This window comes from Moritella sp. 5 (assembly GCF_018219455.1).
Lineage (GTDB): Bacteria > Pseudomonadota > Gammaproteobacteria > Enterobacterales > Moritellaceae > Moritella.
In genome coordinates, this window is record NZ_CP056122.1 from 654,046 (window position 1) to 679,672 (window position 25,627).

At 39.1% G+C, this 25,627-nt stretch carries 17 protein-coding genes and 1 pseudogene; 17 read left to right on the forward strand and 1 reads right to left on the reverse strand.

Annotated elements, in window-relative coordinates; all coding sequences use genetic code 11:
* The first annotated feature begins 36 nt into the window (after nt 1-36).
* From prfC to HWV01_RS03070, 3 genes are all read left to right on the forward strand, one after another.
* On the forward strand, nt 37-1,623 hold the full coding sequence (prfC, locus tag HWV01_RS03060) for a peptide chain release factor 3 (protein ID WP_211674010.1): 1,587 nt from the start codon (nt 37-39) through the stop codon (nt 1,621-1,623).
* Between the two features lie 344 nt (nt 1,624-1,967).
* Nucleotides 1,968-3,842, forward strand: coding sequence for a DEAD/DEAH box helicase (locus HWV01_RS03065; RefSeq protein ID WP_211674011.1), 1,875 nt, complete (start codon nt 1,968-1,970; stop codon nt 3,840-3,842).
* A 170-nt stretch (nt 3,843-4,012) separates the two neighbouring features.
* Nucleotides 4,013-6,079 (forward strand): S9 family peptidase, encoded by a 2,067-nt coding sequence (locus HWV01_RS03070; protein WP_211675642.1) that lies wholly within the window; start codon nt 4,013-4,015, stop codon nt 6,077-6,079.
* A gap of 80 nt (nt 6,080-6,159) precedes the next feature.
* Here HWV01_RS03070 and HWV01_RS03075 read toward each other — a convergent pair whose 3' ends face one another.
* Nucleotides 6,160-7,191: a GGDEF domain-containing protein gene (locus HWV01_RS03075; RefSeq protein WP_211674012.1), complete on the reverse strand. Its 1,032-nt coding sequence runs from the start codon at nt 7,189-7,191 to the stop codon at nt 6,160-6,162.
* Nucleotides 7,192-7,313: 122 nt separating this feature from the next.
* On the opposite strand from HWV01_RS03075, the gene HWV01_RS03080 reads away from it, so the two are divergent.
* The 14 genes and pseudogenes from HWV01_RS03080 (at nt 7,314) to HWV01_RS03145 (ending at nt 25,537) form a co-directional block, all read left to right on the forward strand.
* Nucleotides 7,314-8,081 (forward strand): TatD family hydrolase, encoded by a 768-nt coding sequence (locus HWV01_RS03080; RefSeq protein WP_211674013.1) that lies wholly within the window; start codon nt 7,314-7,316, stop codon nt 8,079-8,081.
* A gap of 219 nt (nt 8,082-8,300) precedes the next feature.
* Complete coding sequence (locus HWV01_RS03085) at nt 8,301-9,524, forward strand: NupC/NupG family nucleoside CNT transporter (RefSeq protein ID WP_211674014.1); 1,224 nt, start codon at nt 8,301-8,303, stop codon at nt 9,522-9,524.
* Between the two features lie 658 nt (nt 9,525-10,182).
* Nucleotides 10,183-11,406: a NupC/NupG family nucleoside CNT transporter gene (locus HWV01_RS03090; protein WP_211675643.1), complete on the forward strand. Its 1,224-nt coding sequence runs from the start codon at nt 10,183-10,185 to the stop codon at nt 11,404-11,406.
* 663 nt (nt 11,407-12,069) lie between these two features.
* Entirely contained in the window at nt 12,070-12,843 is a 774-nt protein-coding gene (gene deoC, locus HWV01_RS03095; RefSeq protein ID WP_211674015.1) for a deoxyribose-phosphate aldolase, read from the forward strand.
* A gap of 191 nt (nt 12,844-13,034) precedes the next feature.
* Nucleotides 13,035-14,366 carry a thymidine phosphorylase gene (gene deoA / locus HWV01_RS03100; RefSeq protein WP_211674016.1) on the forward strand — a complete coding sequence of 444 codons (1,332 nt, stop codon included), beginning with the start codon at nt 13,035-13,037 and terminating at the stop codon, nt 14,364-14,366.
* A gap of 62 nt (nt 14,367-14,428) precedes the next feature.
* Nucleotides 14,429-15,643, forward strand: a complete 1,215-nt coding sequence (locus HWV01_RS03105) for a phosphopentomutase (protein ID WP_211675645.1) — start codon at nt 14,429-14,431, stop codon at nt 15,641-15,643.
* Nucleotides 15,644-15,743: 100 nt separating this feature from the next.
* Nucleotides 15,744-16,457 (forward strand): purine-nucleoside phosphorylase, encoded by a 714-nt coding sequence (deoD, locus tag HWV01_RS03110; RefSeq protein ID WP_211674017.1) that lies wholly within the window; start codon nt 15,744-15,746, stop codon nt 16,455-16,457.
* Nucleotides 16,458-16,745: 288 nt separating this feature from the next.
* The gene (locus tag HWV01_RS03115) at nt 16,746-17,126 is read left to right on the forward strand and encodes an HAD hydrolase family protein (protein ID WP_211674018.1); all 381 of its coding nucleotides are present in this window, start codon (nt 16,746-16,748) and stop codon (nt 17,124-17,126) included.
* Nucleotides 17,117-18,697: a capsular biosynthesis protein gene (locus HWV01_RS03120; RefSeq protein WP_211674019.1), complete on the forward strand. Its 1,581-nt coding sequence runs from the start codon at nt 17,117-17,119 to the stop codon at nt 18,695-18,697. Before HWV01_RS03115 ends, HWV01_RS03120 begins: the two co-directional genes overlap by 10 nt.
* Nucleotides 18,694-19,425, forward strand: a complete 732-nt coding sequence (locus HWV01_RS03125; RefSeq protein ID WP_211674020.1) for a glycosyltransferase family 2 protein — start codon at nt 18,694-18,696, stop codon at nt 19,423-19,425. The genes HWV01_RS03120 and HWV01_RS03125 overlap by 4 nt, the downstream gene beginning before the upstream one ends.
* A gap of 30 nt (nt 19,426-19,455) precedes the next feature.
* Nucleotides 19,456-20,322, forward strand: coding sequence for a hypothetical protein (locus tag HWV01_RS03130; protein ID WP_211674021.1), 867 nt, complete (start codon nt 19,456-19,458; stop codon nt 20,320-20,322).
* Between the two features lie 305 nt (nt 20,323-20,627).
* Complete coding sequence (gene ettA, locus HWV01_RS03135; protein WP_211675647.1) at nt 20,628-22,298, forward strand: energy-dependent translational throttle protein EttA; 1,671 nt, start codon at nt 20,628-20,630, stop codon at nt 22,296-22,298.
* Nucleotides 22,299-22,567: 269 nt separating this feature from the next.
* Nucleotides 22,568-22,947 (forward strand): annotated as a pseudogene (locus tag HWV01_RS03140) (GGDEF domain-containing protein).
* A gap of 229 nt (nt 22,948-23,176) precedes the next feature.
* Nucleotides 23,177-25,537, forward strand: coding sequence for a PilZ domain-containing protein (locus tag HWV01_RS03145; protein WP_211674022.1), 2,361 nt, complete (start codon nt 23,177-23,179; stop codon nt 25,535-25,537).
* Nucleotides 25,538-25,627 lie beyond the last annotated feature (90 nt).

Here is a 25,627-nt window from a genome sequence, read left to right on the forward strand (position 1 = left end):
CGCTTATTAGATTTAACCCAATGAGAAGACTCATTCATGTCAAATAGCCTTATTGAGCAAGAGGTGTCGAAAAGACGTACTTTTGCGATTATCTCGCATCCCGATGCTGGTAAAACAACAATCACTGAAAAAGTATTGTTATTCGGAAACGCATTACAAAAAGCCGGTACTGTGAAAGGTAAGAAATCGGGTCAGCATGCTAAGTCTGACTGGATGGAAATGGAAAAAGAACGTGGTATCTCGGTAACAACGTCAGTAATGCAGTTCCCATATCGTGACCACCTCATTAATTTACTTGATACCCCTGGACATGAAGATTTCTCGGAAGATACTTACCGTACCTTAACTGCGGTTGACTCATGTCTAATGGTCATTGATTCGGCAAAAGGTGTAGAAGCACGTACTGTTAAATTGATGGAAGTAACACGCCTACGTGATACGCCAATTATTACCTTCATGAATAAAATTGACCGTGATATTCGCGATCCAATTGATTTGATGGATGAAGTTGAAGAAGTATTAAAAATTGCATGTGCACCCATTACTTGGCCGATCGGCATGGGTAAAGAACTGAAAGGTGTTTATCACATTTTACGTGACGAAGTGATCATGTATAACATCGGTCAGGGTCATATGATCCAAGACAGTCGTGTGATTAAAGGCATTAATAACCCTGAACTTGACGACGCAATTGGCGATTACGCTGAGCAATTACGTGAAGAAATGGAACTTGTTGAAGGTGCTGCGAATAAATTTGATTATGATCTATTCATGGCTGGCGAATTAACACCAGTATATTTTGGTACTGCACTCGGTAACTTTGGTGTTGATCATGTACTTGATGGTTTAGCTGAGTGGGCACCCAAGCCGCAACCGCGTATAACAGATGCACGAACTGTTGAACCAGATGATGAAAACTTCTCTGGTTTCATCTTTAAGATCCAAGCGAACATGGACCCAAAACACCGTGACCGAATTGCTTTCATGCGTGTTTGCTCTGGCAAATATAGCAAAGGCATGAAGATGAAGCATGTGCGTCTAAATAAAGACGTCAGTATTTCTGATGCGGTAACCTTCATGGCGGGTGATCGTACTCAAACTGAAGAAGCATACCCTGGTGATATTATTGGTCTACATAATCATGGTACGATCCAAATTGGTGATACATTTACCCAAGGTGAATTACTTAAATTCACCGGTATTCCTAACTTTGCGCCAGAAATGTTCCGCCGTATTCGTTTAAAAGATCCACTAAAGCAAAAGCAATTGCAAAAAGGTCTGATCCAGCTATCTGAAGAAGGTGCTGTGCAGGTGTTCCGCCCACAACGCTCAAACGATTTAATCGTGGGTGCGGTTGGTGTGCTGCAGTTTGACGTGGTGGTTCATCGTTTACGCACCGAATATAAAGTAGATGCTATCTATGAAGGCATCAGCGTTGCGACAGCACGCTGGGTTGATTGTAAAGACCCGCGCAAGCTAGAAGAATTCAAGAAGAAAGCGTGGGACAATATTGCATTAGATGGTGGTGATAACTTAACGTATATTGCCCCGACTATGGTTAATTTACGTTTAGCACAAGAACGTTATCCAGATGTTGTATTCCGTGAGACGCGTGAACACTAATTATATTATTTAGTGAAACAAGCATAAAGCCTTACCTCTAAAGAGGTGAGGCTTTTTTTTTGTTATAATTTATGATTGTAATAGCCTTTCATTCGCAAGTTTTAAGTGGTTGATTTATAGAAAAACTTTTTTTGTTTTTGAGTATTTTTTAATTTTGTGTGATTTAGCTCGCATATATCCGGATTTTTTTTTAAAAATGATGTACACTACGTCAGCCTTTTTATGTGGCTTCGCTCGTTAAGAGAGTTTGAGCAAAAGACCACTAATTTTGCGCACGAAATACAACATGTGGAGCTATAATTGATATAGCTTTATTCAAAGACCCGTCTACCTGAGGCCCGTGAATGTCTGATACATCACCCGTACAATTTACTGATTTAAATTTACCTGAACCAATTTTAAAAGCGTTGAATGATCTAGGTTATGAAACACCTTCACCAATTCAAGCTGAATGTATTCCGTTACTACAGGATGGTGGTGATGTGCTAGGTATGGCACAGACTGGTACGGGTAAAACAGCTGCGTTTGCATTACCATTATTGAGTCGTATTGATACGTCACTGACTAAACCACAGATATTGGTATTAGCACCAACTCGTGAGTTAGCGATTCAAGTTGCTGAAGCATTCCAAGCATACTCACGTCATATGCGTGGATTCCATGTGCTACCTATCTACGGTGGTCAAAGCTACCCGATTCAGTTAAAAGCACTGAAACGCAACCCACAAGTGATTGTTGGTACTCCTGGCCGTGTGATTGATCACATTAACCGTGGTACGCTTGATCTTTCTGGTATTAAAGCGTTAGTACTTGATGAAGCTGATGAAATGCTACGCATGGGCTTTATTGATGATGTAGAATCAATTCTGTCTAAAACACCTGAGAAGCGTCAAATGGCGTTATTCTCTGCAACTATGCCTGAAGAAATTCGTCGTATTACGAAACGTTTTATGACTGAACCAAAATCAGTTAAAATTGCAACTAAAACATCAACTGTTGAAAACATTGAACAAAAATGTTTAATCATTGGTGGTTTACAAGCAAAACTTGACGGCCTAACACGTATTCTTGAAACTGAAGACTACGATGGTGTGATCATCTTTGCTCGTACTAAGACAATGACTGTTGAACTTGCTGAGAAATTAGAAGCTCGCGGTTACTCTGCTGCGGCACTAAACGGTGATTTAAACCAAGCAATGCGTGAGCGCACTGTAAGCCGTTTGAAAAATGGCCAATTAGATATCGTAATCGCGACTGATGTTGCTGCACGTGGTCTTGACGTTCCTCGTATTGACCTAGTAGTTAACTACGATATTCCAACGGATACAGAATCATACGTTCACCGTATTGGTCGTACAGGCCGTGCTGGACGTAAAGGTACTGCAATCCTATTTGCTGCACCACGCGAACGTCGTTTATTAAAAGCGATCGAACGTGCTACACGTCAGCCATTAACTATGATGGATCTACCTTCACGTGATGATGTGACGAAAAAACGTATTGCATCATTCCGTGATCAGTTATCTACACTTTCTTCTGGTGAAGAAAACCTAGATTTCTACAAAAACTTAGTTGGTCAACTTTCTGAAGAGTTAGAACTAAGCGAATTAGATCTTGCATCTGCGTTATTATTCATGGCTCAGAAAGAAAAACCATTAGTATTACCACCAGAAGCACCACGTCGTGAACGTAGCTTCCGTGATGATGACCGTGGTGATCGTGGCCGTGATCGCAACGACCGTGGCGACCGCCGTGATCGTGGTGACCGTCCTGAACGTGGTGACCGTCCTGAACGTGGTGAGCGTCGTCCAGCTGCAGAAATGGAAGTTTTCCGTATTGAAGTTGGTCGTACAGATGGTGTTCAAGTTAAGAATATCGTTGGCGCTATTGCTAATGAAGCGAATATCAACAGCCGTAACATCGGTGGTATCCGTCTACATGATGACTACTCAACAATTGAATTACCAAAAGGTATGCCAAGCGAGCAGTTACAACAACTACAACAAGTTTATGTTTGTAACAAAGCATTACGCATGAGCAAACTTGAAGGTGTTGCAGCTGAAGGTCGTCAAGAACGTAGCCGTCCAGCACGTGATAATGATCGTCCAGCTCGTGACAACGACCGTGGTCATCGTGGCCAACGCCGTGATTCTAACGGTGGCGAACGTCGTGAGTCTACCGGTGGTGAACGTCGTCCACGTCGTCCACGTCGTGACTAATTTTAGCTAGTTAATAGTTAAATATATGAAAAGGAGCGCTTGCGCTCCTTTTTTGCATCTGGGATATTAGTACTCATGACATTACATAAATATTTAATGTAATTAGTACTTATGCATTAATAGATAAGTAACACTCTTTCAGTTAATTTATAGGATTTTTTCTTGTGAAAATGGATCTCTCTACCATTGCGCCAGTTGCGATGAAGCAAGCGCACTCAATGACCATTCATCAGCATACTCGTCAAGACGACTATTTTTGGTTACGTGACGATGAACGTAAAAACAAACAAGTTTTAAACTATTTAGAACAAGAAAATGACTATACGAAAGCGGTTTTATCGCCATTAGCTTCATTACAAACCGAACTTTATGATGAAATGGTTGCGCGGGTAAAACAAGAAGATGCATCAGTGCCTTATTTGAAGAAAGGCTATTGGTATCAAACCCGTTTTTCGAAAGGTAAGGAGTATCCAGTGTATAGCTGGCGCAAGGATAATGCCGATGCCGAATGGCTGGTATTACTTGATGCTAATGAACGTGCTAAAGATCATCAGTACTATCAACTAGGTGAACTAGCGATAAGTCCAAATCATCAGGTATTGGCTTTTTCTGAAGATACGGTTAGCCGTCGCCAATATCGTTTACGTTTCCTTAATCTTGATACCGGTAAAGCATACCCTGAAGAAATTGAAGATACCGAATCTGTGGTGTGGGCAAATGACAGTAAAACGCTATTCTATGTAAAAAAACATCCGACGACGTTATTACCTTATCAAGTTTATCGTCATCAACTCGGTACTGACATTAGTGAAGATGTACTGGTATATGAAGAATCAGATGATACTTTCTATACGGATATCTACAAATCGACTTCTGATGATTACATCATGTTGTCGCTAAGTAGCACCATGACAACTGAAGTACATGTATTATCAGCAGATAATCCGACTGAGGCATTTACGTTACTGCGTGGGCGTGAACGAGGTCATGAATATAGTGTCGATCATTACCGCCAGCAGTTTTACATTCGCAGTAATAAAACAGGCAAGAATTTCGCTTTGATGTCCGCGACCTTGACGACGGTGGCAGATACTCTGCAATGGCAAACCATTATTCCTGCACGTGATGATGTGCTACTAGAAAGTTATGAACTATTCCGAGACTGGCTAGTAGTAGAAGAGCGTGAGCAAGGTTTAACGTTTTTAAGACAAATTAATTGGCAGACAAAGGCCGATATCATCATTAAATTTGACGATCCAACCTATACGGCATGGCTTGGCACAAATCCAGATCCTGATACCGACAAATTACGTTATGGCTACTCGAGTTTAACAACGCCAACCTCAACGTATCAGTTAAATCTTGATAGTGGAGAACGTGAAATATTAAAACAGCAAACCGTTGTTGGTGATTTCTGTGCGCAAGATTACCAGAGTGAACGTGTTTGGATTGTTGCTGAAGATGGCGTTAAGATCCCGGTGTCCTTAGTATATAAAACAGCACTGTTTTCGAAAAGTAATGTTAATCCAATATTGCAATACGCTTATGGTTCTTATGGTTCGAGTATTGACCCTTACTTTAGTGCATCGCTATTAACCTTACTTGATCGTGGTTTTGTTTATGCCATTGCGCATATTCGTGGTGGTGAAGAATTAGGTCGTCATTGGTATGAAGATGGTAAGCTACTCAATAAAATGAATACCTTTACGGATTTCACCGCTGTAACCAAGGGTTTAGTCGAACAAGGTTATGCCGACCCTAAACGTGTTTATGCTATGGGTGGCTCTGCAGGTGGTCTATTGATGGGGACTGTGATTAATATTGCGCCGGAGTTATACCATGGTGTGGTTGCTGCTGTTCCATTTGTTGATGTCGTGAGTACCATGCTTGATGAATCTATTCCATTGACAACAGGTGAGTATGACGAGTGGGGTAATCCGAACGACGCCGAGTTTTATCATTATATGCTGTCATACAGCCCTTATGATCAAGTGACAGCACAAGCTTATCCGAATTTATTGGTGACGACTGGATTACATGATTCACAAGTGCAATATTGGGAACCAGCAAAGTGGGTTGCGAAATTGCGTGAATTAAAAACAGATGCGAATGTATTGTTATTACATACGGATATGGAGACCGGGCACGGCGGTAAATCAGGACGCTTCCAGCATTACCATGATACCGCTAAAGAATATGCTTTCATGCTTGATTTAGCTAAGTGTACAGCGCTGTAAAATAAATAAAGGGCAAGTGATCTAAGCTATATCTTGTAGGCTAGGATACTTGCTCTTAATAATAAAATCAGGGTATGTGGCTAGCGTGGTAAGGGCATTACGCGATTGCGGCCAAGACGTTTTGCTTCATACAATTGCAGATCCGCGCGGGTCAAAATATCATGGCTAGTATCTCGGGGTTTATTTTCACTTACACCAATTGATACGGTAATGTTATCAATTACTTTACCAGAGCGCTTATCACGAATGCTTAGGCGTTCAATAGCGCGGCGAATTGACTCTGCGTTTTGACGAGCAACGGTAAATGTCTTATTTGGTAAGATAAGTACAAATTCTTCACCACCATAACGAAATACCTGTTCACCTTCTTGGCAACTATCTGAGATACGTTTCGCAATGGCTTTTAATACTTGATCTCCGAGTTGGTGGCCAAAATCATCATTAAAGCTTTTGAAGTTATCAATATCGACCATTAAAATTGAAAAGGTGCGGTTTAAACTTGGGTTACTGCAAAAGGTTTCAATTTCTTTACTAAATATCCGGCGGTTGAGTAGGCCAGTTAAGCTATCATGCATGGCATCATGCTGTGTTTCTAATAATGTTTCACGTAACTGTGCAATCTCAGCTTGTGCTTCGTGCAATTGGCTTTTGAAATGACGCGTTGATGAACGTACATCGTGAGACTCTTTTACCAGTTCTCGTACCGCGGAGAATGTTTTCTCAATCGAAAAACCATCTTCTTCAACACTTGATAATTCGTTCAAACATTTATTCAACATCCGATCAAATTCATTGGTATCATTAAGTGTATCGTGTAGTGAACTGCTTAATTCATTGGTCATCGAGTCGAGTTCGGTACGTAATTGAGTAATTTCCTGCTCACGCTTATCAACAATAAAGCGCTGATACAGCTCTTCACTCGCCGCTGGGGTACAAGTACCGTGCTGGGCAATCTTGTCATCGAGATGTTTTTGTAATGCACTATTATTATCAGAAACGTAGTGATACCACAGCGCGTAGTTTGTTGGCGTTGTTGGAATTTGATACTGGATCATCAGCGGCATGGCTTTTTTTAAATATTGAGCAGATAAAGCAAAGAGTTTTTTAGACATGCACCATTCCATAGAGGTTTTTGATTAATGATTAACCCCGCTATTAAATCAAATTATGCAGTAAGTTACACTATCTCTTTATTTCACTGTTTGGGTGAAGAATCAAAAAGGCGACGTATTTAGTGATAGAACTCATCGATAGCCATTGCCATTTAGACTTTGTGGATTTTAATGACGACTTGATAGCGGTATTAAATCGCGCGAGAGATAAGGGCGTGAAACATTTTTTAGTGCCAGGTATTAGCGCTAAAAATTGGCAAGCAGTATTGGCGCTAGCCAATCAGCATGAAGGGGTTTATCCAGCGTTAGGTATTCATCCGTATTTTCTGGCCGACTTTGATGATAGCCATTTGCAATTACTTGATGCACATTTAGCGGCAGGAAAGGGCATTGTTGCTGTCGGCGAGTTTGGACTTGATAAAGCGGTCGGTTTTCCGTTCGAACAACAATTGCAGATTTGTAAGCAACAACTATTGCTCGCTAAACACTATGATTTGCCGGTTATTTTACATTGCCGTAAAGCACACAACGAATTGATTCAGTTATTACAACTGGTGAAATTACCACGTGGTGGCGTACTCCATGGCTTTAGTGGTAGCAGTCAATTGGGGATGCAATATATAAAACTTGGGTTTAAATTAGGTATTGGTGGGGTGATTACATATCCAAGAGCAGTAAAAACCAGGCAAGCGGTCAGTGAATTGCCGTTAACCTCGTTATTGTTAGAAACGGACTCGCCAGATATGCCTATATTGGGTTATCAAGGGCAGCGAAATGAGCCGGCTAACATTACAGAAGTGTTACAAATACTTACAAAACTACGGCGAGAGCCGGAAGAATTAATTGCTAAAGCTAGCTTTAGTTCGTTTGTTGAGCTGTTTTTGTCGTAAAAGCGCCCTTTTTGAAAAAAAAACAACTTTTTTGAAACTATTTTGAGAGGTCTGATCTCAAGCACTTAACAAGTGGCTAATAACAGTTATAATCTCGCCAATTGTTATAATCAATGATTAAATCGTAAATTTACTATTAATTACACTTTAATTGACTATTTTGGTTATTACGTAAATAAACAAAAACACTTCTGAAGCGAAACTTGGAGATTATTCCTGATGAATTTTGTAATGGGTATTGTAGGCGTATTTGTCCTACTCGGTCTAGCGGTTCTGTTATCTGATAACAGAAAAGCAATTAACCTTCGCACTGTGGGTGGCGCATTTGCTATCCAGGTTGCCGTTGGTGCCTTTATTTTATATTTTCCTCCGGGCAAAGAGTTACTACAAGGTCTCTCTACTGGTGTAGCAAACGTAATTGCTTATGGTAATGAAGGTATTCAATTCTTATTTGGTGACTTAGCGAAATTCAAACTTGGTTTCATCTTTGCATTTAACGTATTACCAGTAATCGTTTTCTTCTCATCACTAATCGCTGTTTTATACTATATAGGTGTAATGAGCGTGGTAATTAACTTTATCGGTGGTGGCTTACAGAAGTTATTAGGTACCAGTCGTTCAGAATCACTTTCTGCAACTGCAAATATCTTTGTTGGTCAAACTGAAGCGCCACTTGTTGTACGTCCGTTCATTAAATCAATGACTAAATCAGAGCTATTTGCGGTAATGGTTGGTGGTCTTGCTTCTATCGCCGGTTCAGTACTAGCGGGTTATGCGGGTCTTGGTATTAAGATTGAGTACTTGGTTGCTGCGTCATTCATGGCGGCTCCGGGTGGTCTATTAATGGCTAAAATCATTAAACCAGAAACAGAAACACCAAAAATTACACTTGATGATCTCGATGATAGCGAAGAGGAAAAACCAGCTAACGTACTAGACGCTGCAGCTGCAGGTGCATCTTCAGGTATGATGCTTGCGCTTAACGTCGGTGCAATGTTAATTGCATTCGTTGGTCTAATTGCATTAGCAAACGGTATCACAGGTGGTATCGGTGCTTGGTTCGATATGCCAGAACTAACAATCCAAATGATCTTGGGTTGGATCTTCTCTCCACTTGCATTCGTTATTGGTGTGCCATGGCACGAAGCGATTGCTGCTGGTAGCTTCATCGGTCAAAAACTGGTAGTGAATGAATTTGTTGCTTTCCTAGATTTCGTTAACTACATTAAAAACAACGAGCTATCTGATCATACACAAATCATCATCTCATTTGCATTATGTGGTTTTGCTAACTTCTCATCTATCGCCATCTTACTTGGTGGTTTAGGTAGCTTAGCACCAACACGCCGTGCAGACATTGCAAGCATGGGCCTGAAAGCAGTACTTGCTGCTTCTTTAGCTAACTTAATGAGTGCTGCATTAGCGGGTCTATTCTTAGTTTAATGTACTGATAATTTATAAGCTGTATCGATGACGGCTATAAAATAGATAATGCCCCCAAATTGTTTAAGTCACAGTTTGGGGGCATTTTTTTGTCTGTATAAATCAAATGTTCATCACTAAATCATAACCAAACAGTCTATAAATGAGACACTTAGACACGTCTGTAGATTGTGCTATATGTATTTTCTCATAGTGAGATATAGGTCGATTCTGAGGGGATCTATCGCTTGATTTTATCAGTACTGAGAGTAACCTCAAATGAGTAGTTTTAGCTGAACGTACATGAAGTACTTTTGGTATGCTTCGTTTAATATAACTGACTATTTACACTTTAGATCTAGGTGATAGGCAATTGTATTAGCGCGGTTACACGGATGTTTATTGATCATTATATCAAGTCTTCACGGAACCAAGTCCGCATAGTTATTCTTAATGGATATTTATCTTAAAGATAGTTATGTCGATAGTCCGATTTGTGCTTATTACAAGATAAGTATGGATCACTTATACGTCATCGATTTACCTTAGGTTTTAATCTTCGGTTAAGCATTTCTTTATTTGAATTATTCCAGAATAGCTACCGCCAGTAATTAATTTTAATTACTGCGATTTCACTATTGGTTTATAAAAATTTCAATAAATTTGGAGATGATTCTTGATGAATTTTGTAATGGGCATTGTAGGCGTTTTCGCTCTACTCGGTTTAGCGCTACTGTTATCTGATAATAGAAAAGCAATTAATTTACGCACTGTCGGTGGCGCATTCGCTATTCAGGTTGTTATTGGTGCTTTCATTTTATATTTTCCTCCGGGCAAAGAGTTACTACAAGGTCTCTCTACTGGTGTAGCAAACGTAATTGCTTATGGTAATGAAGGTATTCAATTCTTATTTGGTGACTTAGCGAAATTCAAACTTGGTTTCATCTTTGCGTTTAACGTATTACCAGTAATCGTTTTCTTCTCATCACTAATTGCTGTTTTATACTATATAGGTGTAATGAGCGTGGTAATTAACTTTATTGGTGGTGGCTTACAGAAGTTATTAGGTACCAGTCGTTCAGAATCACTTTCTGCAACTGCAAATATCTTTGTTGGTCAAACTGAAGCGCCACTTGTTGTACGTCCGTTCATTAAATCAATGACTAAATCAGAGCTATTTGCGGTAATGGTTGGTGGTCTTGCTTCTATCGCCGGTTCAGTACTAGCGGGTTATGCGGGTCTTGGTATTAAGATTGAGTACTTGGTTGCTGCGTCATTCATGGCGGCTCCGGGTGGTCTATTAATGGCTAAAATCATTAAACCAGAAACAGAAACACCGAAAATTACACTTGATGATCTCGATGATAGCGAAGAGGAAAAACCAGCTAATGTACTAGACGCTGCAGCTGCAGGTGCATCTTCAGGTATGATGCTTGCGCTTAACGTCGGTGCAATGTTAATTGCATTCGTTGGTCTAATTGCATTAGCAAACGGTATCACAGGTGGTATCGGTGCTTGGTTCGATATGCCAGAACTAACAATCCAAATGATCTTAGGTTGGGTGTTCTCGCCACTTGCATTCGTTATTGGTGTGCCATGGCATGAAGCCGTTACTGCTGGTAGCTTCATCGGCCAAAAATTTGTTGTGAATGAATTTGTTGCTTTCTTAGATTTTGTTAATTATATCAAAAATAACGAACTGTCTGAGCATACTCAAATAATCATCTCTTTTGCACTTTGTGGTTTTGCTAATTTCTCATCAATTGCCATCTTACTGGGTGGTTTAGGTAGTTTGGCCCCTTCACGCCGAGCAGACATCGCAAGCATGGGTCTGAAAGCGATACTTGCTGCTTCTTTAGCTAACTTAATGAGTGCGACATTAGCGGGTCTATTCCTCACTTAATATAACCTCGCTCTTCCTCTATTTTTATAGCAGGGGATAACGAATATATACACTCAAACTGTATTATTAACGGTTTGAGGGTATTTTTTTTGCCTGAAAAACCAGCAATGTAATAATTCATTATTCGATAAAATAACGAGCTTACATAGCCATACATTTAATATATTGTTTTATTGTCGTTTATTTGCTCGTAGTGAGAAGTAGGTCGGTTATGATGGCATTTATTTCTTGATTTCTTTGTCACTTAGCGTAGATTTAGTAATGTAATTTAACTGATCGTACATGATGTACTTTTGGTGTTTTTCGTTCAATATAGCTTGTTTTTTTAACCTTAATTAAAGGTTGGAGAAGCTGTATTAGCGCGGTTATAGGGATATTAATTGATAGTCATATCAAGTCTTCACGGAACCAAGTCCGCATAGTTATTCTTCATGGATATTTATCTTAAAGATAGTTATGTCGATAGTTAGATTAATACATATATTAATACTTATATTGATAGAAAATATTAATCGTTATACGTCATCTATTTACTTTAAGCCATTAGCTTAAGGTAAACACTTCTTTATTAAAGTCATCCTTGAGTAGCTGTAGTCAGCAATTAGTGTAATTGCTCTGGTTTCACTGTTTTTTATAAAATTTAAATAAGTTTGGAGACTTAATATGAGTAACTTTAAAGTTGCGGCGCAACGTGCATTAAACATGATGGACTTAACGACGCTTAATGATGATGATACAGATGCAAAAGTAATTGAACTGTGTCACAAAGCAAAAAGTGCGGCGGGCAATACGGCTGCTGTTTGTATTTATCCTCGTTTTGTTCCTATCGCGCGTAAAACATTGAATGCAATTGGTGCTGAAACGGTAAAAATAGCAACGGTAACTAATTTCCCACATGGTAACGATGATGTTGCTATTGCAGTTGCTGAAACGAAAGCGGCTGTAGCATACGGCGCTGATGAAGTTGACGTAGTATTCCCATACCGCGCACTAATGGCCGGAAATGCGGACGTTGGCTTTGAGCTTGTTAAAGCATGTAAAGCAGCTTGTCCTGCTAACGTACAACTTAAAGTTATCGTTGAGACTGGCGAACTTAAAACTGAAGCATTGATTCGTCAAGCGAGTGAGATCTCGATTGATGCAGGTGCAGACTTCATTAAAACATCAACAGGCAAAGTGCCTGTGAATGCAACACTCGAATTCGCGAAGATCATGCTTACTGTGATCAGTGAGAAAAACACCGATGTTGGTTTCAAACCCGCGGGTGGTGTTAAAAATGCTGAGCAAGCAGGTGAATACCTTGCATTAGCAGAATCAATTCTAGGTCAAGACTGGGTATCTCCAGCCAAGTTCCGCTTCGGTGCTTCAAGCCTGCTTGCTAACTTATTAGCTGAGCTTGAGTTAGCAGAGAAAGCAGCTGATAGCAGCGGTTACTAACTATCTCGTTCTGGGTTCGATAAAGTAATATCCCCAAATAAAGTGTGTTGTATTGATTAAGACCAAATGTGAGTTATTCCTGACATGGGTAATCAATATAACACGTGCTTATTCGATCCTAACTTTCTGTATTTAACTAAGCTCTTCCCATTTTAAGGAGTAGCTTTTTCTTATTTAAGGAATAGGTAGTTATGTTTATACCGCAAGAGATTATTCGTCGTAAACGTAATGGCGAAGTACTAAGTTGTGCTGAAATTGAATATTTTGTTAATGGTATTGCTGATAATAGTATCTCGGAAGGACAAATAGGCGCATTTGCGATGGCGACTTATTTTAATGACATGAATATGGACGAGCGTATCGCGATCACATCTGCAATGCGAGATTCAGGTGACGTATTAAGTTGGAATACAATGCAACTTAATGGTCCAATCGTTGATAAGCATTCAACTGGTGGCGTTGGTGATGTTATTTCACTGATGCTTGGTCCTATGGTTGCTGCCTGTGGTGGCTTTGTTCCTATGATTTCTGGCCGTGGTTTAGGCCATACTGGTGGTACATTAGATAAATTAGATGCGATCCCTGGTTACCAAACAACAGTTGATAATACGCAATTTCGCCAAGTTGTAAAAGCCAGTGGTGTGGCGATTGTTGGCCAATCTGCAAACTTAGCGCCTGCCGATAAACGTTTTTATGGTGTACGTGATATTACTGCAACAGTCGAATCTATTTCGCTGATCACAGCTTCTATTTTATCGAAAAAGTTAGCAGCCGGTCTTGATGCATTAGTGATGGATGTTAAATCGGGTAGTGGCGCTTTCATGCCTACGCATGAGGAGTCTGTTGCACTAGCAAAAAGCATTGTATCTGTAGCGAACGGTGCGGGCTGTAAAACTTCTGCACTGATTACAGATATGAACCAAGTATTAGCAAGTAGTGCCGGTAATGCAGTTGAAGTACGTGAAGCAGTACGTTTCTTAACGGGCGAATACCGTAACCCACGTTTATTTGCTGTAACAATGGCACTCTGTGTGGAAATGTTATTGTCAGCAAATCTAGCGACAGACGTAGATGATGCACGTAATAAATTACAAGCAGTATTAGATAATGGCAAAGCGGCAGAATTATTTGGCACTATGGTTTCAGGTTTAGGCGGTCCAACTGATTTTGTTGACAACTATGACCTACACTTACCAAAAACCGAAATTTTTCGTCCCGTATATGCAGCAAAAAGTGGCTATTTAACTGAGATGGATACGCGTGGTTTCGGCATGGCGGTTGTTGCTATGGGTGGTGGTCGTCGTGTGGCGACAGATCAAATCGATTATGCTGTTGGCTTATCTGATATTGCAGCGCTGGGTCAACAACTCGATGCACAAACCCCGATTGCTATGGTGCATGCTCGTAGTGATGCACAGTTTGAAGCTGCACAAGCAGAGATCTTGAAATCGATTCATATCGGTGACATACAGCCTGCTGCAAGTGCTGATGTTTATCAACAAATTAGACTTTCAGATGTTTAACAATTGGTTAATATTTAATGTAGAGCATAGTTAAAAATAGATAATAAAAATAGGTCATAATGATGAAACGTACAATTATATTAATGTTGGACTCATTGGGTATTGGTGCTTCTGCCGATGCTGATAAATTTGGTGATGTAGGCAGCAACACGTTTGGTCACATAGCTCAATGGTGTGCCGAAGGAAAAGCGGATGAGGGTCGTGAAGGCCCATTACATATTCCTAATTTAACCAAACTAGGTCTTGCGCATGCTTGCGGTGATAGTGTGGGTTCATTTCCTGCAGGCTTAGATGAAAGCGCAGAGGTTATTGGTGCATACGGTTACGCACAAGAGATCTCAAGTGGTAAAGACACGCCAAGTGGTCACTGGGAGATCGCAGGTGTACCTGTGTTGTTTGATTGGGGTTATTTCTCGGATACCGAAAACAGCTTCCCACAAGAATTACTGGATCAGTTAGTGGAGCAAGCGGACTTACCGGGTTATTTAGGTAACTGCCATTCTTCAGGTACTGAGATCTTAGATTTGTTGGGTGCTGAGCACATGGCATCGGGTAAACCAATTTTTTATACCTCGGCAGACAGTGTATTCCAAATTGCATGTCACGAAGAGACCTTTGGTCTTGAACGTTTACTTAAGTTATGTGAATTAGCACGTAAATTATTAGAACCGTACAACATTGGCCGTGTTATTGCTCGTCCATTTATTGGGGCTGATAAGAGTGATTTCGCACGTACTGGTAATCGTCGTGATTATTCAGTGTTACCGCCAGCGCCAACCTTACTTGACCGTATGGCTGAGTCGGGTGGTGAAGTCGTGAGTGTCGGTAAAATTGCAGATATTTACGCACAGCAAGGCATTACTAAAAAAGTGAAAGGCACTGGTCTTGAAGCTTTATTTGATCTGACGTTAGAACAAGTAAAGCAAGCGGGTGATCAAACTATCGTATTTACTAACTTTGTTGATTTTGACTCATCATGGGGACATCGTCGAGATGTTGCTGGTTATGCAAAAGGGCTAGAGTATTTCGATACGCGTTTACCTGAGTTACTTGAGATCCTCGGCGAAGACGATATTGTGGTATTAACTGCCGATCACGGTTGTGATCCAACAGCTCCGGGAACCGATCATACCCGTGAACATATTCCAGTCATCTTTTATGGTCAAAATGTACCAAAAGGTCCGCTGGGTTTACGTGATACATTTGCTGATATTGGTCAGTCAATTGCGGCGTATCACGGTTTACCAAAGCTTGAATACGGTAAAAGCTTTTTATAAATAACAATGTTTATAAATACTATTTTTACAAACTCATTTTTATAAATAAAGTACTTAGTTAAGAATGCTGAGTATAACTAAAACAAAGAAGGTAACTATAATGGCAACTCCACATATTAATGCAGAAAAAGGTGATTTCGCTGAAACGGTATTATTCCCAGGTGATCCACTACGCGCTAAATACATCGCAGAAACATTTTTAGAAGATATTAAACAAGTGAATGACGTGCGTAACATGCTAGGGTTCACTGGTACTTACAAAGGTAAACGTATTTCTGTTATGGCTTCTGGAATGGGCGTTCCGTCTTGCTCTATCTATGCAAAAGAGTTAATTACAGAATTCGGTGTTAAAAATCTGATCCGTATTGGTAGCTGTGGTGCGATTAGCACTGATGTTAAAGTACGTGATGTTGTGATCGGTATGGGTGCATCGACTGATTCTGGGGTCAATCGCGCACGTTTTGATGGCTATGATTTTGCAGCCATCGCATCATGGGAATTATTAAGTAAAGTAACACGTGCAGCTAAAGCATGTAATATTGATGCGAAGGTAGGTAACATTTTCACTGCTGATCTATTCTACACACCAAAGCCTGAGTCATTTGATACAATGGAAAAATTGGGAATATTAGGTGTAGAAATGGAGGCGGCTGGTCTATACGGTGTAGCTGCTGAATTCGGCGCAAATGCTATCTGTATCTGCACTGTATCTGATCACATCCGTACTGGTGAAGTTACAACGGCAGAAGAACGTCAATTAACGTTCAATGATATGATCATCATGGCACTCGAGTCTGTGTTAATTGAAGATTAATTGAAGATTAATTATAACTTTATATAAAATGACAGGGTTTGATTTAATTCAAAATATAAAATGACAGGGCTTGATTTAATTCAAGCCTGTCATTTCTATACACATATCACAAGCTACAACATTTATTCTCAAGATCCCCCACATTTTTATACATCCTAATTTACTTGCCATTTTTAGTATATTTAATAATAATGAATTACTTAAACAGTACTTTCTGGTTACCGAATTTAGTGACCACTACAATTGTATTTAAAAATTAATTCTGCTCTCAATCTAAGGTCGTATGTTATGAAAAAATTAGTCGTAGATCTAGATGGAACAATCACTCTAGCTAATACATCTGATTATCAAAATGTTCTTCCAAATATTAGTGTCATTGAACGGCTAAAAGAATACCAACAAAAAGGCTTTTCGATTACAATTTTCACAGCTAGAAATATGAGAACATTTGAAGGCAATGTAGGTAAAATTAATATACATACACTACCTATAATAGTGGAATGGCTAGATAGACATCAGGTACCTTATGATGAAATTATTGTAGGCAAACCTTGGTGTGGACATGACGGTTTCTATATCGATGATCGTGCAATTAGACCATCTGAATTTTCAGCGTTGTCTTTAAGTGAAATTAATAATTTATTAGAAGAAGAAAAACAATGTTTTTGATTATGTCGGCAGCTTACATTGAGCAGGAGTTAAGAGCGGAATTTGGACATATTCCACCAACTTTTTTACCGCTAGGCAATCGTAGATTATTTCAACATCAAATTAATTTGGTTCCTGATGGAAAGAAAATTTACATGTCTATCCCAGAATCTTTCCAAGTTTCTCAAGTAGATAAAGATTGGCTTAACAATAAAAAAGTTACAGTGATTCCTATCCCTGATAATCTTGAATTGGGGGCATCATTAGTTGCGGTTTTAAATCTGATTGAGGAACCACTCGATCGGTTTTTACATGTACTATTTGGAGATACATTACTGCAACATTTGCCTCAAGGAGATGATGTCATCGCAATTTCCGGTGCAGTAGATAGTTATGATTGGGCCTATATTAGTAATAATGAACAAAATTTATTTAAAGATGTTGGCAATGACTTTAATTCTAAACATCATATCGTAAGCGGTTATTTTAAATTTAGTCAGATTAAAAAAATAATAAGATGTATAACCCTTCATAAGTGGAACTTTCTTGATGGTGTTAATGCTTATCACCAGGATGTTGGCTTATCTGTGGTTAAAGCTAAGGGGTGGTTAGACTTTGGCCATGTAAATACCTACTACCGTTCTAAAGCTGAATTTACAACGCAACGTGCCTTTAATGATTTAATTATAAACCCGAACTGGATAGAAAAATCGAGTTATAAGAAAGAAAAGATACAAGCTGAAGCGCATTGGTTTGATTCTATTCCCCCTATGCTAAGGTCATTTACTCCACAGTACCTCGGTGACTTGGATGTTAATGATAACTTTAGCTATAGATTAGAATACTTACATCATACCTCACTTAATGAATTATTTGTTTTTGCTGAGATATCTTCAGCAGTGTGGACTCAAATTATATCAAGTGCTTTATGCTTTATTGATGCATGTACTGAGTATCTGAAACCAAATAATGACTCTAGCTCTAATCTTAATGAATTATTTAATCAAAAAACAGAATCAAGAGTGAATCAATATTGCTGCTCTCGAAATTATGATAGGCATAAGCAATGGAACTATAACGGAATGGAGCTTTCGTTAGATTTTTTGATTAATCAATCTGAGTTATTCTTGCCCAAGAAAAATGTCACATCAACAGTGATGCATGGTGATTTTTGTTTTAGTAATATTTTATATGACTTTAGAATCAATAAAATTAAAACTATTGATCCAAGAGGCCTCACCTTTGATAATACACTAACTATATATGGTGATTTTAGATATGATTTAGCTAAGTTAAGTCATTCTATATTAGGTATGTATGATTGGATCATTGCAGGATATTATGATGTTAATATTAGTGATGATAATATTGATTTTCATGTTTTTGGATTAAAGAAACATAAAGAAATTCAGCAAATATTTATTAAACTTGTTGAAGAAAAATATGGACTAACAGCAACGAATTTATATGCGATGCAAATTCAGTTATTTCTTTCTATGTTACCTTTACATGCCGATGAACCAAAGAGGCAGGATGCACTAATGGCGAATGCATTTAGATTGTATGAAAAAATGATAGGGTGTGAGCAATGATTATTATTCCAATGGCTGGTTTAAGCTCGCGTTTTTTTAAAGCTGGTTATACTCAGCCAAAATATATGCTTAAATCACATGGTAAAACACTTTTTGATCACTCCGTAGAAAGTTTTAAATACTATTTTAAAACAGAAAAATTCTTATTTATAATTCGTGATGTATATGAAACGTATGATTTTGTTTTAGAACGCATTAAGGCTCTTGGAATTGTAGATTATCATATTACTATCCTTGAGGGAGAAACTCGAGGGCAGGCTGAGACCGTCGCTTTAGGTTTAGCTGATATGGAATATGATGGTACAATCACTATTTTTAATATTGATACATTCCGACCTGATTTTAGATTCCCAGATGTCGCTTTCAAAGGCAAAGGCTATTTAGAAGTATTTAAGGGGGAAGGCGAAAATTGGTCTTTTGCAAAACCTTTAAATAATAATAGTCAGAGGGTCTCAGAAACAGCAGAAAAAAGGCCAATATCGGATTTATGTAGTACAGGGTTATATCATTTTTTGAGTGTTAAAGATTATCATTATTGTTACTCCAAATACTGCGACCTGCCAACAACATCTTGGGAAAAAGGTGAGTTATATATTGCCCCACTCTACAATATCTTGATAAAAGCAGGACTGGAGATAAATTATAATTTAATAGCTCGCAGTGATGTTGTCTTTTGCGGTACGCCTGATGAGTTTGATGCTTTTGAAGTAGATGGTTATAACCAATAAAAATAGATGTACTCTACTTTAGGGGGGAGGATGAAAAAAGGTTTAGTTATACAAGGGCCGCTTCTATCTAGAGGCAGAACTGGACGAACTATAAATATAGGCTTTAGCAAAGTAACTGAAACTGACGTTGTAGATTATGATTGTGTAGCAAATATAGCGAACATTTATAATGAGTTTAAAGATATTTATGATCATATTATTTGTGTAACTTGGAATACCGAAGACAGGTCCAAGCTAAAAGATGTGATTACTATTCTCGGTGAGGAAAGTGTCTTAATACTAGATGATAAGACAAAGAAAATTAACTCACGAGGCCCAATTATTAGTGATAATAATAAATATCGGCAGTTCTTTTCTACGCAAAAGGGACTAGATTTACTTTCTCAGTTAGGGTGTGAGCTTGCTGTAAAAGTTAGAACCGATCAATTCTCAAATTATGACTGTTTGCTTGACGTTGCACTAGAATCAATTAAACACAATAAAGTTGTAGTTCCTTGGATGAATACTAGTAATATCCTTGAAGCAGATGAACTTCCCGACCTTTATTTTGCCGGAGAAGTTTCATTACTAAATAAACTTTGTTCACACTACTTAGAGTCTAAAGAAGTTGATAGATTAGTACATAAAGATTTATTTTATTGCTGGTCTAGTTATTTAGGAACAAAAACGTTAGTACCGCTAAAATTAATGAAGAAAATCAAAATTAATTTGTTTAAATTTAACTACGTGACTAATTCTTGGATTAACAACTTTACACCCGGCCCTGAAACTATATTAAAGAATATGACTTGGCGAGGAGAAAGGGTAACTAACTTTGCTGAAGATAAATTATTCTTGAATAATTTGGAATCAAAAGAAGATTTTAAACAAATAATTTTAAACAAGTTTAAGCGTTAGTATCTGATCATATACGTACCGGTGAAGTTACTACGGCATAAGAATGTCAATTAACTTTCAATGATATGATCATCATGGCTCTCGAGTCTGTGTTAATCGAAGATTAAAAAAATTATTGTTGAGCAATGCCCGCTTATGGATATTGGCGGACATTTTTATTTCTGCTTTTATTCTACATTTTTTATATTAGATAATCGTGCTGAATATCACCGCTCTCCTGTGTGGAGTTGATGAATACTTGTATCAACAGCATCCAAGGTTTAAACTTATCCCACATTCCTTATTCCTTGTTAAAAGAGAACATAATGGCTGGTCCTCAGTTTATCTATTCGATGCACCGTGTTGGCAAAATTGTGCCACCGAAGCGTCAAATTCTTAAAGACATCTCGCTTAGTTTTTACCCTGGCGCTAAAATTGGCGTATTGGGTCTAAATGGCTCTGGTAAATCAAGCTTATTACGTATTATGGCTGGCGTAGATCAAGACTTCGAAGGTGAAGCTCGTCCATTAGCAGGTACTAAAATTGGTTACTTACCGCAAGAACCTGTACTGGATCTAGAAAAAACAGTTCGTGAAGTTGTTGAAGAAGCGATTTCAGAACTGAAAGATGCTATGGCTGGTCTCGACCAAGTTTATGCTGATTATGCAGAACCTGACGCTGATTTTGATAAGCTAGCGAAGAAACAAGAAAAGTTTGAATCTATCATTCAAGCGCACGATGGTCACAACATCGAAAACCAACTAGAGCGTGCTGCAGATGCATTACGTTTACCTGAATGGGACACTAAAATTAAAGTCCTATCGGGTGGTGAACGTCGACGTGTTGCTATCTGTCGTTTGTTATTAGAAAAACCAGACATGTTATTACTAGACGAACCAACCAACCACTTGGATGCTGAGTCTGTGGCTTGGTTAGAACGTTTCCTACATGATTATGAAGGTACTGTTGTTGCGATTACGCATGATAGGTATTTCCTTGATAATGTTGCGGGTTGGATCTTAGAGCTTGACCGTGGTGAAGGTATTCCATGGGAAGGTAACTACTCTTCTTGGTTAGAACAGAAAGATGCGCGTCTAGAACAAGAAGCATCGCAAGAAAGTGCACGCAAAAAATCGATTGAAAAAGAACTTGAATGGGTTCGTTCAAATCCAAAAGGTCGTCAAGCGAAAAGTAAAGCGCGTATGGCTCGTTTTGAAGAGCTTAATCAATCAGATTATCAACGTCGTAACGAAACCAATGAACTGTTCATCCCACCGGGTGAGCGTTTAGGTGACAAAGTCATTGACGTTGAAAATCTAGGTAAAGCGTATGACGGTCGTGTATTAATTGATAACTTGTCATTCTCTATGCCAAAAGGCGCAATTGTTGGTATTATCGGTCCCAATGGTGCTGGTAAGTCAACACTATTCAAAATGCTAGATGGCAGCGAGTCTCCAGACTCTGGTTCGGTTTCAGTGGGTGAATCAGTAAAACTAGCAAGTGTAGATCAGTTCCGTGATCACATGAACGGTGATAATACTGTATGGCAGGAACTGTCAGATGGCTTAGATATTATCAAAGTTGGTAATACTGAAATGTCATCACGTGCTTACTGTAGTCGTTTTAACTTCAAAGGTACTGATCAGCAAAAACGTGTTGGTCAGCTGTCTGGTGGTGAACGTGGTCGTTTACACCTTGCTAAGCTTTTACAGTCTGGCGGTAACGTGATCCTACTGGATGAGCCAACCAATGACTTGGATATCGAGACACTACGTGCACTTGAAGAAGCTATTCTCGAGTTCCCTGGTTGTGCGATGGTTATTTCCCATGACCGTTGGTTCCTTGATCGTATTGCGACGCATATCCTAGATTACCGTGATGAAGGTAAAGTGAACTTCTACGAAGGTAACTACACAGATTACGAAGCATGGTTGAAGAAAACCTTAGGGCCAGAAGCGGCACAACCACACCGTATTAAATACAAACGCATTAGTTAATTTTGTCGTCATTTTTGACTAAATAACGACAAATGTGAATTAAGAGTAAAAGCCTGTAATTATGATATTACGGGCTTTTTTTTGCTTGTTTTATTCACTACGTATAACGCCTTTATCTTTAAATTGCGATGAGGTGTGGTTATTGCTCTGATTTAGAATGGTAAATAAGTTGTTGTTCGTTAGGTGTTTGTGGTGAAATTTTGATTTCGATTTAACAACTTGGCAGAATGGCGACACAATATAAATAATGGATTATTTATGGATTATTTATGGATTTGGACCGCTTTAAGCTAGTCAACGACCGCTATGGGCATGCGGCAGGAGATGACTACTTATTGCCGCTGCGCAGCGTATGTCTCGTTTACTTGGCGGGCCTGGTGAGTTATTAACGCGGTTAGGTGGAGATGAGTTTGTGGTTTTATTGCCAAATTCGAATCTCCGTTATGCTGGTCAGCTAAGTGACCTAATCGAACGTACTTTATTGCAATCATTTGCCTTATCCGTGTGTAATGTATCTATCGGTATTAGTATTGGTTATAGCGTTTATCACCACGATATGAGTGCTGATGAGCTATTAACAGGTGCTGATAACCAGATGTACGAAATAAAAAGTGAGCATCATCAAAAAAGAAAGCAAATAGTCTGTTAAGTGGCACTTATTTTGCTTGTTTCACGTTATTATCTATTACTTGACGCTTTGTACGTGTACTCAGTAGTAACGTGCAGACTTTTTCCTGTAAATAACGATGGTCGTGTTTTCTATGTCATCTCATACTGATGCATTTAACCGTCGCTTATTTTAGCTGTACTTATTTTAGTCGTAAGTGTCTAGCCGTAATAGTTGTATTCATTTTCCAATTTAAGCAGTGATCGCCAGCATGGAATTATCTCATTACACCGACATAATTAAAAAATTAACGACCTTGTATCATGAACCTGATTTTAGTCTTTTGTTCGCACAGTTGACTGAAGGTGAAACGAACAGTAAACGTTTTTTGATCAAGATGGAGGTCAATCGCCTTTCTGCGCCCACACGACGGATCCTCGATTTTCGTCAACGTGGTGACAGTGGCGCGGTAGCGTATGAGTATGATGGTATTTTACATCACATTAATCCGGTCGAAATTAAGTTTTTAGAAACATTGTTAGCTCAGCACCAAGGTAATTATACGCTGGGTATCTATGAAGAAGTATTGGATTTTCATCAACGTGAACGTAGTAAACCAGTAAATGAGCGCAATGTTATAACGGTTGAACCCACGGCTAAATTTGCGGTCGATCCGATTCAGTATGCGTCATATTTTGTGCGTGACGAAGAGCGTATGCACTACAGTTCAGCGATAAAAATGCGGTTTGGCGACCGTGTTATTGATGCCATGACCTCTGATTTATCCACCAGTGGCATTAAAGTTAAAGTGAATAAAAATCACGCCATTGTGACAGGCAGTTTAGTGAATGTGAACTTTTCGAGCTTACGTCAAGAATATGCTAACCATTTATTACGTGATTTTTTTGCTTATAAACTCATGGGCATCGATGAAGAAGAGAAGTTTGATTATTTACGCTTAATGCGGATTGACGAAAATAATGAATTAGATACCTTTATCAGTAAATTGATCGCGCAAAATAAAAGTAAATACAAAGTTAACGTCCGTTATCAGGAAGAGAATGTTGTTGTAAAAGGGTATGAACAGTTTTTTTTACCGCGTATGTCAGGCTTACCCCTGTATATCTCGGGTGATGAACAGCCTGTATTGAGTCATTTGTTGTTGAATGAAAATAATCGTGGTGTATACGATTATTGGATCAATGAAGAATCTAAAAGTCAGCTTGAAGCATGTTGGCAGACAGATTGGATGCAAGGGCTATTACAAACCAAGAAAAGTATCGAAACGACTATTTACAGTTTTTATTATACGCAGAATGGGCGCTTGTACTTTTACGCCGCCGACGCGATTAGCTTGGCTAAGTCAGGTTTGAAAGCCTTATTTTTGTCTTTTGCTTGTCAACGTCCTAATTTCAGAGCATTTAAATTTTCATTATACCCGTCAGCATTTGATGAAAAGAAACATTTACTGGAAGCTGAATGTCACCAACAGCCGATAGGGTCGACAATGCTCGCGGCATTACAAGATATTCGTTGGGTTGGGTTGCTGCAAGATATTACCAATGAAAATATTCTGAATGATTATAAAGCGTATGCGCAGCACAGTAGTGACTTTAACCTGCTGCATCAATATCGTTTACCGGCTGCGGATCAACGCGCGATATTAGCCCAGTTTAAGTTTGTACAACTGCGTAAAGAAGCTCGATTCAGTTACAAAACGGCGATTGTAGTGAGTCATACCGAACGTAGTATTAAAGGTTGGAGTAATGATTTTTCGACTGAAGGATTACAGATCGAACTAGAATCGCCGTTGGATGTGCAGATCGGTCATCGCGTTTACCTTGAACTGCCGATGTTACAAAAACTGTCGAAGAAAGTAGCGCTTGCCAATTTACCTTACAGTGTTGTTGGCTGTAATAAAGCGAAAACAATTCTACACTTGCAGATTGTCGGCGATAAAGAGGCGCATATTGGCTGTAAATTTTTTAGTTTGTTAATCCGTAGCAATAAAGACAAGTTAAAAAGTACCCCAGAGCCAACGCAATCACCGGGTGTCACGGCAGTATTACGGAATATGTATTGTCAGCATTTAGCGACCATGCCCTTGTATATTCATAAGGTAAACACGAGTTATCAGATGGACAGGATAGGCATTAGCCCGAACGAAAACAGTTTGGCACCACTGTTTGAATATTTTGGTCAAGCTGAATCCCGCTATAATTTGTACCCTTTGTTATCAGATAATAATATTAAACAGGTGTTCGATGATGCATTAGCCGGGTTAGAACCCACTTATCGCCCTTGGCAGCAGGTGCTTTATATTACGATCGCAACCAGTGATTCGGTAGTCACAACGCGATTTGAAAAAGATTTTAGTGATGAGCATGAACGCCGTCAGTTCATTACCCATAGTTTACAAAAAGGCGCTTTCTTTGCGATCCAAGTGATGCTGTCTCGTACTGGGCGGCCGGATATGGAATACATTGAAAAAGAACTTAACTACGTCAGCCATTATGCGATACACAGAGCACAAAAGCTTGAAGACGAATTATGGAGTGTACGCGGAGTGGTGGATCTGATTGATGTGTCTGATGAGTTGTTATATAGACTAGGCCTACGCCGCATGCGTTAATGAGCACTGCTCTATTTGTTGTTCGGCGATTGATTAATAGAGTCCACGTAAACAACCGCTAACGTGGACGCCTATTTGCTTTAGATTAGG

Coding starts and splice junctions, on each gene's coding strand:
- prfC (WP_211674010.1), top strand. CDS start 37: ATGTCAAATAGCCTTATTGAGCAAGAGGTGTCGAAAAGACGTACTTTT.
- HWV01_RS03065 (WP_211674011.1), top strand. CDS start 1,968: ATGTCTGATACATCACCCGTACAATTTACTGATTTAAATTTACCTGAA.
- HWV01_RS03070 (WP_211675642.1), top strand. CDS start 4,013: ATGGATCTCTCTACCATTGCGCCAGTTGCGATGAAGCAAGCGCACTCA.
- HWV01_RS03075 (WP_211674012.1), bottom strand. CDS start 7,191: ATGTCTAAAAAACTCTTTGCTTTATCTGCTCAATATTTAAAAAAAGCC.
- HWV01_RS03085 (WP_211674014.1), top strand. CDS start 8,301: ATGAATTTTGTAATGGGTATTGTAGGCGTATTTGTCCTACTCGGTCTA.
- HWV01_RS03090 (WP_211675643.1), top strand. CDS start 10,183: ATGAATTTTGTAATGGGCATTGTAGGCGTTTTCGCTCTACTCGGTTTA.
- deoC (WP_211674015.1), top strand. CDS start 12,070: ATGAGTAACTTTAAAGTTGCGGCGCAACGTGCATTAAACATGATGGAC.
- deoA (WP_211674016.1), top strand. CDS start 13,035: ATGTTTATACCGCAAGAGATTATTCGTCGTAAACGTAATGGCGAAGTA.
- HWV01_RS03105 (WP_211675645.1), top strand. CDS start 14,429: ATGAAACGTACAATTATATTAATGTTGGACTCATTGGGTATTGGTGCT.
- deoD (WP_211674017.1), top strand. CDS start 15,744: ATGGCAACTCCACATATTAATGCAGAAAAAGGTGATTTCGCTGAAACG.
- HWV01_RS03115 (WP_211674018.1), top strand. CDS start 16,746: ATGAAAAAATTAGTCGTAGATCTAGATGGAACAATCACTCTAGCTAAT.
- HWV01_RS03120 (WP_211674019.1), top strand. CDS start 17,117: ATGTTTTTGATTATGTCGGCAGCTTACATTGAGCAGGAGTTAAGAGCG.
- HWV01_RS03125 (WP_211674020.1), top strand. CDS start 18,694: ATGATTATTATTCCAATGGCTGGTTTAAGCTCGCGTTTTTTTAAAGCT.
- HWV01_RS03130 (WP_211674021.1), top strand. CDS start 19,456: ATGAAAAAAGGTTTAGTTATACAAGGGCCGCTTCTATCTAGAGGCAGA.
- ettA (WP_211675647.1), top strand. CDS start 20,628: ATGGCTGGTCCTCAGTTTATCTATTCGATGCACCGTGTTGGCAAAATT.
- HWV01_RS03145 (WP_211674022.1), top strand. CDS start 23,177: ATGGAATTATCTCATTACACCGACATAATTAAAAAATTAACGACCTTG.